Origin of the sequence: Klebsiella sp. JB_Kp042, from assembly GCF_040065275.1 — a bacterium.
GTDB classification, from domain to species: domain Bacteria; phylum Pseudomonadota; class Gammaproteobacteria; order Enterobacterales; family Enterobacteriaceae; genus Klebsiella; species Klebsiella quasipneumoniae.
On record NZ_JBEAJL010000009.1, the window covers coordinates 40176 to 53853 of the forward strand.

The following is a 13678-nucleotide window of genomic DNA, read 5'->3' on the forward strand; positions in this document are numbered from 1 at the left end:
CCTGTTAAGCTTATTGTTAAGTCATTCCGCGTGCCGCGTTAATGTCTGCGGTACTCGTTTTCCTGGTATTCGCCAGATTCAATTTTCGCAATGCCTGCTTCCAGGATTGAAATAAACTGACGTGCGACGTCCGTCGTTAGCCATAGCGTCTGGCCTATCTCAGCATCATGACTGTTTTCTTGAGCGGGGTTCTGGTAGTGCAGGCGCAACATCAGCGCATCGTAGCTATCAACGGTGCTGATGTCCCATCCGACGAGGGGATGGGTCTGAATGACTTCATTATTTTTTTCCATCATAACCCCTTATTCATATGTTAAAAGACAACAATTCTCGAGGTTTAATGCATGTTTTTTGAAGCAAGTTAATTATATCAGGGATCAAGAATAAACTCGAGAAATTAAATGAAAGGCAGCATGATTTTCTTGTTTTGCCGCTTTTTTGCTCAAGATAAGCGTGCAAAACGGCCATTTTAGTCGATATTAAGCAGAATAATCAGGAATATTCTGAACATGAGAAGAGGATAAAAAAGCCGGGGCGACCCGGCAAAGAAAAGCACAATGAGGGAGCAAACCAGAGTAACTGGATCCCGCCATGCTTCAGGAGAGATCGTGGACAAACCAGTCGTCCGCGCTTTCCCAGGTTTCTTGCAGGATTTCGCTTATCCGGTCTTTGTCTTCTTTCAGGCCGCCGAACACCGAGAGCTGATTGCCCGTGGCGTAGCGGACGCTCACCTGGCTGTCGATGGCCGGGAACTGTTCGGCGATACGGCGAGAGAGTTCGTTATTCAGCGCTTCCAGCGCGCCGTTGGGTAAGGCGGTCGTTTTGGCGATAGAGACTTCAATGCGCATAATTGCCCCCTGTATTTGATACTGGTTATTTATACAGTATCTGGTGAGCATTGGCAACAGGGGGCCGCGTTTTTTATCGCTTCATGGTCCAGCGGACGGTTTCACCTGCCAGGAACGGCACCAGGGTGTCATTGGGCAACGCAATACTGTCGACGACGGTCGTCTCTTCACGCACCAGTTCAACATAGCTTTCATTGACCGGCAGACCGTAAAAGCGCGGGCCGTTCAGCGAGCAGAAGGCCTCAAAGTGCTGCAGAGCGTTCATTTCTTCAAATACGGTGGCGTAGCTGCCGAGGGCGGTCGGGGCGTTGAAGCAGCCGGCGCAGCCGCAACTGGCTTCTTTACGATGGCGGGCATGCGGCGCGGAGTCGGTGCCAAGGAAGACGCGGCTAAAGCCGCTGGCGACCAGTTCGCGCAGTGCCTGCTGATGAATATTGCGTTTGAGTACCGGCAGGCAGTACAAGTGAGGACGAATACCGCCGACCAGCATATGGTTACGGTTGAACATCAGATGCTGCGGGGTGATCGTGGCCGCCAGCAGTTCATTGCCGTCACGCACATACTCGGCGGCATCTTTGGTGGTGATATGCTCAAAGACCACCTTCAGGCCGGGCAGGCGCTGGCGCAGCGGCTCCATCACGGTTTCAATAAAGCGCGCTTCGCGGTCGAAAATATCAATCTCGGCGTGGGTGACTTCGCCATGTACCAGCAGCGGCATCCCCAGTTTTTCCATCCGCTCCAGCACCGGCATAATGGCGTCGATGCTGGTGACGCCGTGGCTGGAGTTGGTGGTGGCATTGGCCGGGTAAAGCTTGGCGGCGGTGAACACGCCTTCGTTAAAGCCGCGCTCCAGCTCCGCCGGGTCGAGGGAGTCTGTCAGATAGCAGGTCATCAGCGGGGTAAAATCGTGCCCGGCCGGGACGGCGTCCATAATGCGCTGGCGATAGGCGATAGCCGCCGCGACGGTGGTGACAGGCGGCACCAGATTTGGCATCACGATCGCCCGGCCATAAAACTCACTGGTATAAGGCACGACGGTTTTCAGCATATCGTCATCACGCAGATGGATATGCCAGTCGTCTGGGCGGCGGATTTTCAATACCTGGGATTGTGCTGTCATGGAAGGCTCCGGCTAATAGGTTCAGTCATCAGGGCTGTTTTTTGCCGGGCACTAAGGATAAGCGTAAACGTTTTCCTTTGCACTCATTTCCGTAAAAAAATGAGGGCGCCGCGGCGCCCTGGAGATTAATTGGTAAAGGGGATGACAATCTCGCCCGGCTTCACCTCTATGCCTTTGGCGTATTTCTTCGCCAGCGCTTCACCGGTGCTGGCGTCCTCACGCAGGACATAGGCAGGCTGCTGGCTGAAGTAACTGCGCAGCGACTGATTCAGATAGGGGAGCAGGGCCTGAATGACCGACTGCAGTTTCTCGGGCGCCACTTTGGCATCCACCACCTCCATTTCCTGCAGGAAGATGGCGCCTTTCTCTCTGTCAAAGGTTGGCAGCGCTTTGAGCTTCAGATCGATCGTCGCTTTCTGCGTGCCGAACAGGGAGTTCAGGTCGACGTTAGCGATCCCGGTCAGCGTGACTTTGCCCGGCTCCTCGCGCCCGATGGCGCTGGTGAGGTTCTGCAGTTCGATATGGGCGTCGGCAACGCCTTTCAGACCAATATCTTTGGCAAAATGGTTTCGCTTCTGCAGGGCCTGGTTAATCTCCTGCTCGCTTACTGTGTATTGGGTCAGCTGATTACAGCCGCTCAGCAGGCCGCTGACAATCAGCGCGGCGGCGATCAAAATCTTTTTCATGGGGGTCCTCTGGCTCATATCTTCATTCATCCTGACACAAAGCATCATGACCTGTCAGCACCCTCGATACCAGCAGAATAGGCTGAAAGCAGGAGAAACCGCCGCCGCGCGCATCAGGTCCGCGGCTCCAGCATGCCGGAGGCAGAGCGTTTCGGACTAAACTGCCACCACAGCGCCAGGAAGGTGATAACCCCGATGGCCCCGAGCATCAGCCACGGCAGCTCGGGCTGACCCGCGTCCTTACCTGCATCGAACAGCCAGCCGCCGCCCGCATATCCCAGCGCGCCGCCAAAGGCGAGCCCCAGGCGGCTGAAGCCCATATAGCTGCCGCGCGCCCGGGCGTCCGCCAGCGAGGCGCCCAGCGTCTCCCGGGCGGGTTCGGCAATAATGGATCCGATGTAAAACAGGCAGATCAGGGTAAACAGCTGTTGCAAACTGCTGGTCATGCCGATGGGGAGCATGGCCAGAGTCATCACCAGCAGACCGGCCATCAGCCGGTGCTCAAGGCGAAAACGTTTTTCGCTCCAGCGGGCAATGGGATAGAGCAGGGTCAGCGAAATGGTGGCTTCGATGGCGTACATCCACTTCACGGCGGCCGGCGAGCCGGCGATGTCATTCACCATGATCGGCAGCATCAGCATCACCTGCACCGCCAGCATGTAATAGCCCGTCAGCGTCAGGACATAGGTGACGAAGCGCTTGTCCCGCAGCACCCGGCCCAGCCCCTCGCGGATCGGCGTTTTCACCGTCGAGAGCTTCCATGCCGGCAGATACCAGGCGTTAAATGCCGCGCAGGCGATAAACAGCGCGGCGCCGGCGCTGCACACCAGGCGGAAATCATACTGCAGCAGCCAGCTGCCCAGCAGCGCGCCCATCACCGCGCCGGCGCTATCCTGCATCATCAGGATGGAGAAAAAGCGGCCGCGCTGATGCGGGCGCACCAGCTTAACCACCAGCGCCGCCCGCGGCGGATCGAACAGCGTGCCGCCGAGCCCGGAAAGTATGCACGAGAACCACAGCACCCACGGCTCATGGGCGACGGCCATCGCCGCGAAGCCGCCGGCGCGCATCAGCATACCGGTGACGATCATCGGTTTGGCGCCGAAGCGGTCGGCGATAGCGCCGCCAAAGATACCTAATCCCTGCTGCACCAACTGGCGCAGGCCGAGCGCGATGCCGACCATCAGCGCCGCCCAGCCCATCTGATCGACAAAGCGGATGGAAATCAGCGGGAAAACGACAAAAAAGCCCAACACGACCAGCATGTTATCGACTAACAGGAAATATTTACCCAGGCTCCTTGCCTGCGAGACGCGGGACATTTCCCCTCCAGGGAAAAATAGAGATAAGCGTGGATATTCTGCGGGCAATCTGCTGCTTTTCCCAGCGCCCTTGCGACAATATTTTTTTATCAAAATGCAAGTTCGATTGAGGCTATTCATCGAAAAGAGGAGATGGCGCAGAAAATGGTATGTTGCTGTTTTCACACCGTCGCGCAGGACAGGTATAGTGAAGGCAGCAAGAATGAAGTCAGGGGGACTGAAAAGGAAATGTTTGGCTATCGCAGTAACGTGCCGAAGGTGCGTTTGACGACGGACCGGCTGGTGGTGCGCCTGGTTCACGATCGTGACGCCTGGCGTCTGGCCGATTATTACGCCGAGAATAAGGCGTTCTTAAAACCCTGGGAGCCGGTTCGTGACGACAGCCACTGCTATCCTTCCGGATGGCAGGCGCGTCTGTCGATGATCGCCGAGTTTCATAAACAGGGGTCTGCTTTTTATTTCGCGCTGCTCGATCCGGAGGAAAAGGAGATCGTCGGCGTGGCGAACTTTTCCAACGTGGTGCGTGGATCATTCCATGCCTGCTATCTCGGCTACTCTATTGGCGAGAAGTGGCAGGGGCAGGGGCTGATGTTTGAAGCGCTGACGTCGGCGATTCGCTATATGCAGCGTACGCAGCATATTCATCGCATTATGGCCAACTATATGCCGCATAATCAGCGCAGCGGCGCGCTGCTGGCGCGGTTGGGGTTTGAAAAAGAGGGTTACGCCAAAGATTACCTGCTGATCGACGGGCAGTGGCGTGACCATGTATTGACGGCGCTAACGACGCCGGACTGGTCAGCGGGACGTTAAGGAGAGAGGATGAAATATCAGTTAACCGCGCATGAAGCGCGCGTCATTGGCTGTCTGCTGGAAAAGCAGGTCACCACGCCCGAGCAGTATCCGCTGTCGGTGAACGCCGTCGTGACCGCCTGCAATCAGAAAACCAACCGCGAGCCGGTGATGTCGCTGAGCGAAGGCGAGGTCCAGACGCTGCTGGATACCCTGGTGAAACGCCACTACCTGCGCACGGTCAGCGGATTCGGCAATCGGGTAACCAAGTATGAGCAGCGCTTTTGCAACTCCGAATTTGGCGATCTGAAGCTCAGCGCCGGCGAGGTGGCGGTGGTGACGACGCTGCTGCTGCGCGGCGCCCAGACGCCGGGTGAATTACGCAGTCGGGCGCAGCGGATGCATGAGTTCAGCGATATGGCGGAAGTGGAAAGCGTGCTGGAAGGGCTGGCGACCCGCGAAGATGGTCCCTTCGTCGCCCGTCTGCCCCGGGAGCCGGGAAAACGGGAAAGCCGCTATATGCATCTGTTTTGCGACGAGATGGATACGCTGATCACGACGGTGGAAGCACTCGCGCCGCTGGAAGAGGATGACGATCTGCGAGCCAGGGTTGAAGCGCTGGAAGGCGAGGTGGCGGAGCTGAAAGCGCGCCTCGATTCGCTGTTACACCATCTGGGGGACTAAAACGTGGGGACAAGATTGCGCATCGGAGTGGTTGGCTTAGGCGGCATTGCGCAGAAAGCGTGGCTGCCGGTGCTGGGGGCGGCGGAAAGCTGGACGCTGCAGGCGGCCTGGTCGCCGGGAAAAGAGAAGGCGCTGCGGGTCTGCGAAACCTGGCGGATCCCCTACGCTGAATCACTGGATGCTCTGGCGGCGCAGTGCGATGCGGTTTTTGTCCATACGTCGACGGCTTCACATTATGAAGTGGTGAATCATTTGCTGAATGCCGGGGTTCATGTTTGCGTGGACAAACCGCTGGCGGACAAGCTGAGTGAGGCGGAGATGCTGGTCGAGCTGGCGGCGCGGCGGCGTCTGACGCTGATGGTCGGTTTCAATCGCCGCTTCGCGCCGCTCTATCGGGAGCTGAAGGGACGGCTGGGCGAGGCGGCCTCGCTGCGGATGGATAAGCACCGCAGCGATAGCGTGGGCAACGATCTGCGCTTTACCCTGCTTGATGACTATCTGCACGTGGTGGATACCGCGCTATGGCTGGCCGACGGTCAGGCGCGTCTGCGCGGTGGCGCGCTACAGATCACTCCGCAGGGCGAGATGCTCTATGCCGAACACCAGTTCAGTTCGCCCCGGCTGCAGGTCACCACCAGCATGCACCGCCGCGCAGGCAGCCAGCGCGAGTGGGTGCAGGCGGTGACGGATGGCGGGCTATATGCCGTCAGCGAGATGCGCGAATGGCAGGAGGAGTGCGGTCACGGCGTGGTCCAGCGCCCGGTCGCCGGCTGGCAAACCACCCTGGAGCAGCGCGGCTTTGTCGGCTGCGCGCGCCATTTTATCGAATGCGTGCAAAATCAGACCGTTCCTGAAACCGCAGGCGAACAGGCGCTGCTGGCTCAGCGGGTGGTCGACAAACTCTGGCGCGACGCCATCAGCGAATAATCCGTTGTAACAACTGACAGTAGTAATTCATGTTGAACCCGGTAGACTATCGCCACTTTCCAGCGCCCTCATTTGCGGGCGTTTTACTCCAGGGTTTGGAATAACAGCGTAATGAACCTTTTAAAATCACTGGCGGCCGTCAGTTCGATGACCATGTTTTCGCGCGTGCTGGGCTTTGCCCGCGATGCGATTGTGGCGCGCATTTTTGGCGCCGGGATGGCGACCGACGCCTTTTTCGTCGCCTTCAAACTGCCTAATCTGCTGCGGCGTATTTTTGCCGAAGGCGCCTTCTCGCAGGCGTTTGTGCCGATCCTTGCCGAATATAAAAGCAAGCAGGGCGAAGATGCCACCCGGGTGTTTGTCTCGTATGTCTCCGGATTGCTGACCCTGGCCCTGGCGATCGTCACCGTTATCGGGATGCTGGCTGCGCCGTGGGTGATCACCATCACCGCCCCCGGGTTTGCTGATACCGCCGATAAATTTGCGCTGACCACCCAATTGCTGCGCATTACCTTCCCCTATATTTTGCTGATCTCCCTGGCCTCGCTGGTGGGGGCGATCCTCAATACCTGGAACCGCTTCTCGGTGCCGGCCTTTGCGCCGACGTTCCTTAACGTCAGCATGATTGGCTTTGCGCTGTTTGCCGCGCCGTACTTCCATCCGCCGGTGCTGGCGCTGGCCTGGGCTGTCACGGTCGGCGGCGTGCTGCAGCTGGCCTACCAGCTGCCGCACCTGAAGAAGATTGGCATGCTGGTCCTGCCGCGCATCAATCTGAAAGATGCCGGCGCGATGCGGGTGGTGAAGCAGATGGGCCCGGCGATCCTCGGCGTGTCGGTAAGCCAGATCTCCCTTATCATCAATACCATCTTCGCTTCGTTTCTCGTGTCGGGATCGGTGTCGTGGATGTACTATGCTGACCGCCTGATGGAGTTTCCGTCCGGTGTTCTGGGGGTAGCGCTCGGCACTATCCTGCTGCCCTCGCTGTCAAAAAGCTTCGCCAGCGGTAATCATGACGAGTATTGCCGGCTGATGGACTGGGGGCTGCGTCTCTGCTTCCTGCTGGCGCTGCCGAGCGCGGTGGCGCTGGGGATCCTCGCTAAACCGCTGACCGTGGCCCTGTTCCAGTACGGCAAATTTAGCGCCTTTGATGCGGCGATGACCCAGCGCGCGCTGGTGGCTTATTCCGTGGGGCTCATGGGGCTTATCGTGGTGAAGGTGCTGGCGCCGGGTTTCTATTCCCGTCAGGACATCAAGACCCCGGTCAAGATTGCCATTGTCACCCTGATTATGACCCAGGTGATGAACCTGGCGTTTATCGGCCCGCTGAAGCATGCGGGTCTGTCGCTGTCCATCGGTCTGGCGGCCTGCCTGAACGCTGCGCTGCTTTACTGGCAGTTGCGTAAACAGAAAATTTTCACCCCCCAACCGGGCTGGCTGGCGTTCCTGCTGCGTCTGATTGCTGCGGTGCTGGTCATGGCCGCGGCGCTGCTGGGCGTCATGCATCTCATGCCGGAGTGGTCGCTGGGGACGATGCCGTTCCGTCTGATGCGTCTGCTGGTGGTGGTGATCGCCGGAGTGGTGGCTTATTTCGCCACGCTGCTGCTGCTGGGCTTCCGCGTGAAAGAGTTTGCCCGTCGTACAGCGTAAGCGCTTGAATGGGAATTGATGAACCCGCTTCGCCTCAGGCAAAGCGGGTTTTTTTATGATGCGCGGCGTTCGGCTGCAACCATACGGGCATTCTCCAGCAAGCGGATCGCCAGGGCGATCGCCCCGCTGACCACCGCCAGGGTAACCACCCCGTTCCAGCCGGCCAGTACGTAAAGCTTGCTGCCCAGCACCGACCCCAGCGACATCCCAATGAAGACCACGGTAAACAGCAGAGCGTTCAGGCGGCCGCGGGCCTGTGGCTCAAGGCCATACACCAGGTTCTGATGCGCCACCAGGCTTGACTGCAGGCCAAGGTCGAAGCCAATCGCCGACAGGGCAATCAGCGCCAGCTGGCCGTGCAGTGGCAGCAGCGGCAGTATAAACATCAGGGCGAAGGAGACGGTGACCAGCGCCGCCCCCATTTGCGTCACTTTACCGGCGCCAAATTTATCGGCCAGTCCGCCGGCCAGCGGCGCGGCCAGCGCCCCGGCTGCCCCGGCGATACCAAAGCCGCCCGCTACCGCGCTGCCCATGTGATAGTGTTCGGAGAGCATCACCGCCAGCGTCGACCAGAAGGCGCTGAAGGCGACAGAGAGCGCCCCCTGAGCCAGCGCAGCGCGGCGTAGCGCCGGGTAACGCTGCCAGAGATGCGCCATCGAGGCCATCAACTGCGGATAGCTCAGCGTCGAGTGAATGGCGAAGCGCGGCAGCACCCGCCACATCACCAGGCCAATCAGCGCCACGCTGACCGCCGCCGCCTGATACATCACCCGCCAGCCGAACACTGCGCCCACCACGCCGCTGACCGTCCGGGAAAGCAGGATCCCCAGTAGCAGCCCGGTCATCACCGTGCCCACCATTTTTCCCTGCTTGCCCGCCGGGGCGAGGATCGCCGCCGCCGGGACGATATCCTGCGCCATGGTCGCCGCCATACCGATCAGCAGACTAACCACCAGCAGTGAGCTGAGCTGGCCGGTGAGGCTGCACAGCAGCAGCAGGAGCGCCAGCAGCGCGCTTTTCACCAGGATCAGCCGGCGGCGATCGTGGCGGTCGCCGAGCGGAAGCAGGAACAGAATGCCGAGCGCATAACCCGCCTGCGTCAGGGTAGGGACCAGACCCATACCTTCTACCGTCAGGTGGAGATTGCCGCCCATCAACGGCAGCAGCGGCTGCGCGTAGTAGATAGAGGCGACGCTAAAGCCAGCGCCGAGCGCGAGAATGAAGATAATCCAGCCTGCGTCGCGGGCGGAAAGAGAAGTCGGTGTCATGATCAGTGCCTCGTGTATGCGATGGGGCTATTTTTCCCTGAACGCGGCTGGCGCGGTAGCCGGGCTGGTGGTAAAACGGTTATACGTAGCACGTATAGGCAAAAGAAGAATGAAAAGACAGGAGCGTATAGACCGCATTGAGCTGATGCGCACTTATATCCGCATTGTGGAGACCGGGTCGCTCTCCGCCGCAGCGGGACAGATGGATACCACTCAGGCGACCGTCAGCCGCCGCCTGCAGTCCCTTGAAGGGCTGCTGGGGGTCAAGCTGATCCTGCGTACCACCCATGCGATGAAGCTCACTGACGATGGCGAACGCTGCTACCGTCACGCTCGCCAGCTGGTGGATGCCTGGCTGGCGCTGGAAGATGACCTGCGTATTGCCGACGATCGGCCGGTAGGGGTACTGCGGGTGAGGGCACCGCACGCTTTTGGCCAGCAGCAGCTGCTGGGGCCGCTGGTCGCCTTTCTCCAGCGTCATCCGCAGCTGTCGGTGGAGTGGATGCTGAATGATAATACTGTCGACTTTCTCAGCGATAATATCGACTGCGCCATCCGCGTGGGAGCGGAGGTGGATCCGGCCACGGTCTCCGTGCTGCTGGCGGAAGTGCCGCGCTGCGTGGTGGCCTCTCCTGAACTGCTGGCGAAGTACCCGCCGTTAACCTCGCTGGAGGCATTATCCGGCCTGCCGTGGATCGCCATTAACACCTTTTATCAGCATGAGGTACGGCTCCGACATCAGGTAAGCGGGCAGATCGTCTCCACGGCGATTACCCCCTGTCTGAGCACCGACAGCCTGTACGTCGCGCGCAATACCGCGCTGGCGGGTCTGGGGGTGGCGATGGTGTCCAGCTGGACGGTGGCGGAGGATCTTGCCGCCGGAAGGTTGACAGAGCTGTTCCCGCAGTGGCGTCCCGCCTCGCTGCCGGTCCACCTGGTCTATCCCTGGGCGCGCTATTATCCGACGCGGCTGCGTAAGTTCCTCGACCTGATGCGGGAGATCATGCCGGACCTCGCCGGCATGCAGCCTCCGCAAAGCGCATAAAAAAAACCGGCCAGGAGGCCGGTTTTTTTATTTAGCACGCTTACTCGACGGGCTGTGGGCGGGTCGGTTCAGCGGTGGCTTTATGGGTCGCGCTATGACCGCCGGCGGCGCCTTTACCTTCAAAGGCGAATGGCGGCCGCACCCAGGTGCTGTGGCGCGGTGCTTCCGGGACATAGTCCGGCGCTGGCGCACGGGTCATTGGCGCGGTGGCATGGCGATGACTCGCCACCACTACCGGCTTGCTCACCGGTGGCTCGGCTTTGACCGGCTCGACAGGCGCTGCTTCGACAACCGGTGCTTCAACCACAGTTTCCGCCGCCGGGGCGATGGTTTCCACTGGCGCTTCAACGACAGGCGCCGTTTCCACCACTTCAGGTTCTACCACCACCGGCTCGGCGTCGATCGTCACTGGCGCGATAGCCTGAGGCGCTTCGACAGCCGGCGCTTCGGTGACCAGCTCCTGCGGCGCAGGCTCGACGGCTGCTGGCGCGACAACTTCCGCAGCATCAACGACCACCGGCTCGGCGGCCGCGACCGGCTCGACGACCACAGGCTCAGCGGTAACCGGCTCCATGGTTGCCGGCTCGACTGTGACCGGCGCTGCGGTAATGGTTTCAACGACGGCAACCGGGGCCGCGACGGCCGCGACGGTTTCCACGACGTTGTCGTCCTGAACCTGAACCTCTTCCGGCTGCTGGTCCTGCGGACGAACCACCGGGTAGCGGATCCAGACTTTACCGGAAGCCATCTCCGGCGATGCGCAGGCCACGGTCAGCGGCATTGGCGACTGGGTCGGATAGCGTTCGTCACGATAGCGACGACGACGCTGACCGCTGACGCGCAGGTGACGCGGGGAACGACGTGAACGACGCGGCATACCGTTCGCTTCACGGGATTCGCCATTTTCGTCCTGGTCCGCCACGCTCTCCACGACTGCTGGCAGCTCGGCTTTCACCGGCTCGCTGCGCGGAGCGATAACTTCCGCCACTACGGCTTCTGGCTCGATCTCGGCAACCTGCTCAACGACAGCGGACTCGACGCGTACTTTCTGTGCCAGCTGGCGCGGTTTACGACGCGGCAGGGTCTGCACACGCTCTTCCTGCTCCGTCTCCTGCACTACCGGCTCTTCGCGTGTCTGCGCTTTGGCTTCCTGCTGCGCCTGACGTTTGTCGTCATTGCGGCGGCGGGTGCGTTCGCGGCGCGGCTGCTGCTCGTCACGAGATTTCGCTTTTTCCGCGTCGTCACCTGAGGTTTGGCGAACATCACGGGCTTCCACGTTCTGCGACGGCTTCTCGCGACGGTTGCGACGGTTCTCTTCACGCGATTCGCGCGGTTCACGGCCTTCGTTATTCTCGGCACGCGCGTCGCGGTTATCACGGTTGTCGCGATTATCACGATTGTCGCGATTGTCACGACGGTCGTTGCGATCGCGGCGGTTGTTGGCGCGCGGTTTACGGCGCTCCTGCTGACGCTCCGGTTTTTCTTCCGCTTTCTTCTCGACCTGAACTTCAGCCGGTTTGGCCTCTTCGGCGCCAGAGAAGATATTCTTCAGCGCGCTGAAGAAGCGCGAGAGCAGGCCAGGCTGCGCCGGTACGGCGGCCGCGACCGGGGTCGCTGCGGCGACAGGCGCGGCGGCTGGCTCTTCGAGCATCGGGGCCGGCGGCGCGTCAGGCATGACAAAAGCGGCGAGGGCCGGTTGTTCCGGACGTTTCCGTTCTGCCGGCTCATCGTCGCCCGGCAGCGCCATCTCTTCTTCATGCAGCTTCGGCAGCAGGTAGCTCAGCGTTGAGGTCTCTTCACCTTTGCGCACGCGCAGGACGGAGTAGTGCGGCGTCTGCATTTCGTCGTTTGGCACGATGATCACGCGCACATCGCCCTGACGGGATTCGATAGCGCTCACCGCGGCACGTTTTTCGTTCAGCAGATAGGAGGCGATCGGTACCGGAACGATGGCATGAACTTCTTTGGTGTTCTCTTTCAGCGCTTCTTCTTCAATCAGACGCAGAATAGAGAGCGACAGCGATTCGTTATCACGCACGGTGCCGGTGCCGGAGCAGCGCGGGCAGACGTGGTGGCTGGATTCGCCCAGCGACGGACTCAGGCGCTGGCGGGACATCTCCAGCAGGCCGAAGCGCGAGATATGGCTGATCTGAATGCGCGCCCGGTCCTGACGGACGGCTTCGCGCAGACGGTTCTCCACGGCGCGCTGGTGGCGAACCGGAGTCATATCGATAAAGTCGATAACGATCAGGCCGCCGAGGTCGCGCAGACGCAGCTGGCGGGCAATCTCGTCAGCCGCTTCGAGGTTGGTGTTGAACGCCGTCTCTTCGATATCGCCGCCGCGGGTAGCGCGGGCGGAGTTGATATCGATAGCGGTCAGCGCTTCAGTGCTGTCGATGACGATAGAACCACCGGACGGCAGACGGACTTCACGCTGGAAGGCGGATTCAATCTGGGATTCGATCTGGTAGTGGCTGAACAGCGGGATTTCACCGGTGTACAGTTTGATTTTGCTGCTGAAATCCGGACGACCCAGCGCGGCGATATGCTGGCGCGCCAGCTCAAGCACTTTCGGGTTATCGATCAGGATTTCGCCGATATCCTGGCGCAGGTAGTCACGGAAGGCGCGGACAATGACGTTGCTTTCCTGGTGGATCAGGAACGGCGCCGGACGGCTTTCCGCGGCTTTCTGAATCGCTTCCCAGTGTTTCAGACGGAAGCTCAGGTCCCACTGCAGGGCTTCGGCGGATTTGCCGACGCCAGCGGTGCGAACGATAAGGCCCATGCCGTCCGGAAGCTCCAGGCTCGCCAGCGCTTCTTTCAGTTCGGTACGGTCGTCGCCCTCGATACGGCGGGAAATTCCCCCCGCGCGCGGGTTGTTCGGCATCAGTACCAGATAGCTGCCCGCCAGGCTGATAAAGGTGGTGAGCGCAGCGCCTTTGTTGCCGCGTTCTTCTTTATCAATTTGCACGATAACTTCCTGACCTTCACGCAGTACGTCTTTGATATTAGGACGACCATGCGCATTGTAGTTGGCGGGGAAGTATTCGCGGGCGATTTCTTTGAGGGGGAGGAAACCATGACGCTCGGCGCCGTAATCAACAAACGCGGCTTCAAGGCTGGGTTCAATGCGGGTGATTTTGCCTTTGTAGATGTTCGCTTTTTTCTGTTCGTGCCCGGGGCTTTCGATATCCAGGTCGTACAGGCGCTGCCCATCAACAAGGGCGACGCGCAACTCTTCCTGCTGAGTTGCGTTGATTAACATTCTTTTCATCGTAACTTACTCATTATTCTTACATTGACGACTAAGCTGCGGGCAGAGTAATGCCTTTCCGGGGG

General features: G+C 60.0%; 12 protein-coding genes. 5 read left to right on the plus strand and 7 right to left on the minus strand.

Features of this window, described 5'->3' with window-relative positions:
- Nucleotides 1–38 precede the first annotated feature (38 nt).
- From bssS to mdtH, 5 genes are all read right to left on the minus strand, one after another.
- Nucleotides 39–293 carry a biofilm formation regulator BssS gene (gene bssS, locus ABLV54_RS01715; protein WP_023289124.1) on the minus strand — a complete coding sequence of 85 codons (255 nt, stop codon included), beginning with the start codon at nucleotides 291–293 and terminating at the stop codon, nucleotides 39–41.
- A gap of 303 nt (nucleotides 294–596) precedes the next feature.
- On the minus strand, nucleotides 597–848 hold the full coding sequence (dinI, locus tag ABLV54_RS01720) for a DNA damage-inducible protein I (RefSeq protein WP_023289125.1): 252 nt from the start codon (nucleotides 846–848) through the stop codon (nucleotides 597–599).
- Between the two features lie 73 nt (nucleotides 849–921).
- The gene (gene pyrC, locus ABLV54_RS01725) at nucleotides 922–1968 is read right to left on the minus strand and encodes a dihydroorotase (RefSeq protein ID WP_050534249.1); all 1047 of its coding nucleotides are present in this window, start codon (nucleotides 1966–1968) and stop codon (nucleotides 922–924) included.
- A gap of 125 nt (nucleotides 1969–2093) precedes the next feature.
- Nucleotides 2094–2654: a lipoprotein gene (locus tag ABLV54_RS01730; protein WP_004204546.1), complete on the minus strand. Its 561-nt coding sequence runs from the start codon at nucleotides 2652–2654 to the stop codon at nucleotides 2094–2096.
- 113 nt (nucleotides 2655–2767) lie between these two features.
- Nucleotides 2768–3976 (minus strand): multidrug efflux MFS transporter MdtH, encoded by a 1209-nt coding sequence (gene mdtH / locus ABLV54_RS01735; RefSeq protein WP_348813545.1) that lies wholly within the window; start codon nucleotides 3974–3976, stop codon nucleotides 2768–2770.
- A 228-nt stretch (nucleotides 3977–4204) separates the two neighbouring features.
- Here mdtH and rimJ point away from each other — a divergent pair, with 228 nt between their 5' ends.
- The 4 genes from rimJ (at nucleotide 4205) to murJ (ending at nucleotide 8026) form a co-directional block, all read left to right on the plus strand.
- Nucleotides 4205–4789 carry a ribosomal protein S5-alanine N-acetyltransferase gene (gene rimJ / locus ABLV54_RS01740; protein WP_017900738.1) on the plus strand — a complete coding sequence of 195 codons (585 nt, stop codon included), beginning with the start codon at nucleotides 4205–4207 and terminating at the stop codon, nucleotides 4787–4789.
- A gap of 9 nt (nucleotides 4790–4798) precedes the next feature.
- Nucleotides 4799–5452 (plus strand): YceH family protein, encoded by a 654-nt coding sequence (locus ABLV54_RS01745; RefSeq protein ID WP_023289129.1) that lies wholly within the window; start codon nucleotides 4799–4801, stop codon nucleotides 5450–5452.
- A 15-nt stretch (nucleotides 5453–5467) separates the two neighbouring features.
- A complete protein-coding gene (locus ABLV54_RS01750) occupies nucleotides 5468–6379 on the plus strand; it encodes a Gfo/Idh/MocA family oxidoreductase (RefSeq protein WP_072096704.1) in 912 nt (303 codons plus the stop codon).
- Nucleotides 6380–6490: 111 nt separating this feature from the next.
- Nucleotides 6491–8026 carry a murein biosynthesis integral membrane protein MurJ gene (murJ, locus tag ABLV54_RS01755; protein ID WP_023289131.1) on the plus strand — a complete coding sequence of 512 codons (1536 nt, stop codon included), beginning with the start codon at nucleotides 6491–6493 and terminating at the stop codon, nucleotides 8024–8026.
- A 53-nt stretch (nucleotides 8027–8079) separates the two neighbouring features.
- Here the strand turns inward: murJ and ABLV54_RS01760 are convergent, their stop codons facing one another.
- Entirely contained in the window at nucleotides 8080–9294 is a 1215-nt protein-coding gene (locus tag ABLV54_RS01760; protein WP_050534251.1) for an MFS transporter, read from the minus strand.
- A 16-nt stretch (nucleotides 9295–9310) separates the two neighbouring features.
- On the opposite strand from ABLV54_RS01760, the gene ABLV54_RS01765 reads away from it, so the two are divergent.
- Nucleotides 9311–10339, plus strand: coding sequence for a LysR family transcriptional regulator (locus ABLV54_RS01765; protein ID WP_072096710.1), 1029 nt, complete (start codon nucleotides 9311–9313; stop codon nucleotides 10337–10339).
- 40 nt (nucleotides 10340–10379) lie between these two features.
- Here the strand turns inward: ABLV54_RS01765 and rne are convergent, their stop codons facing one another.
- Nucleotides 10380–13613, minus strand: a complete 3234-nt coding sequence (gene rne, locus ABLV54_RS01770; RefSeq protein WP_050534252.1) for a ribonuclease E — start codon at nucleotides 13611–13613, stop codon at nucleotides 10380–10382.
- Nucleotides 13614–13678: the final 65 nt, after the last annotated feature.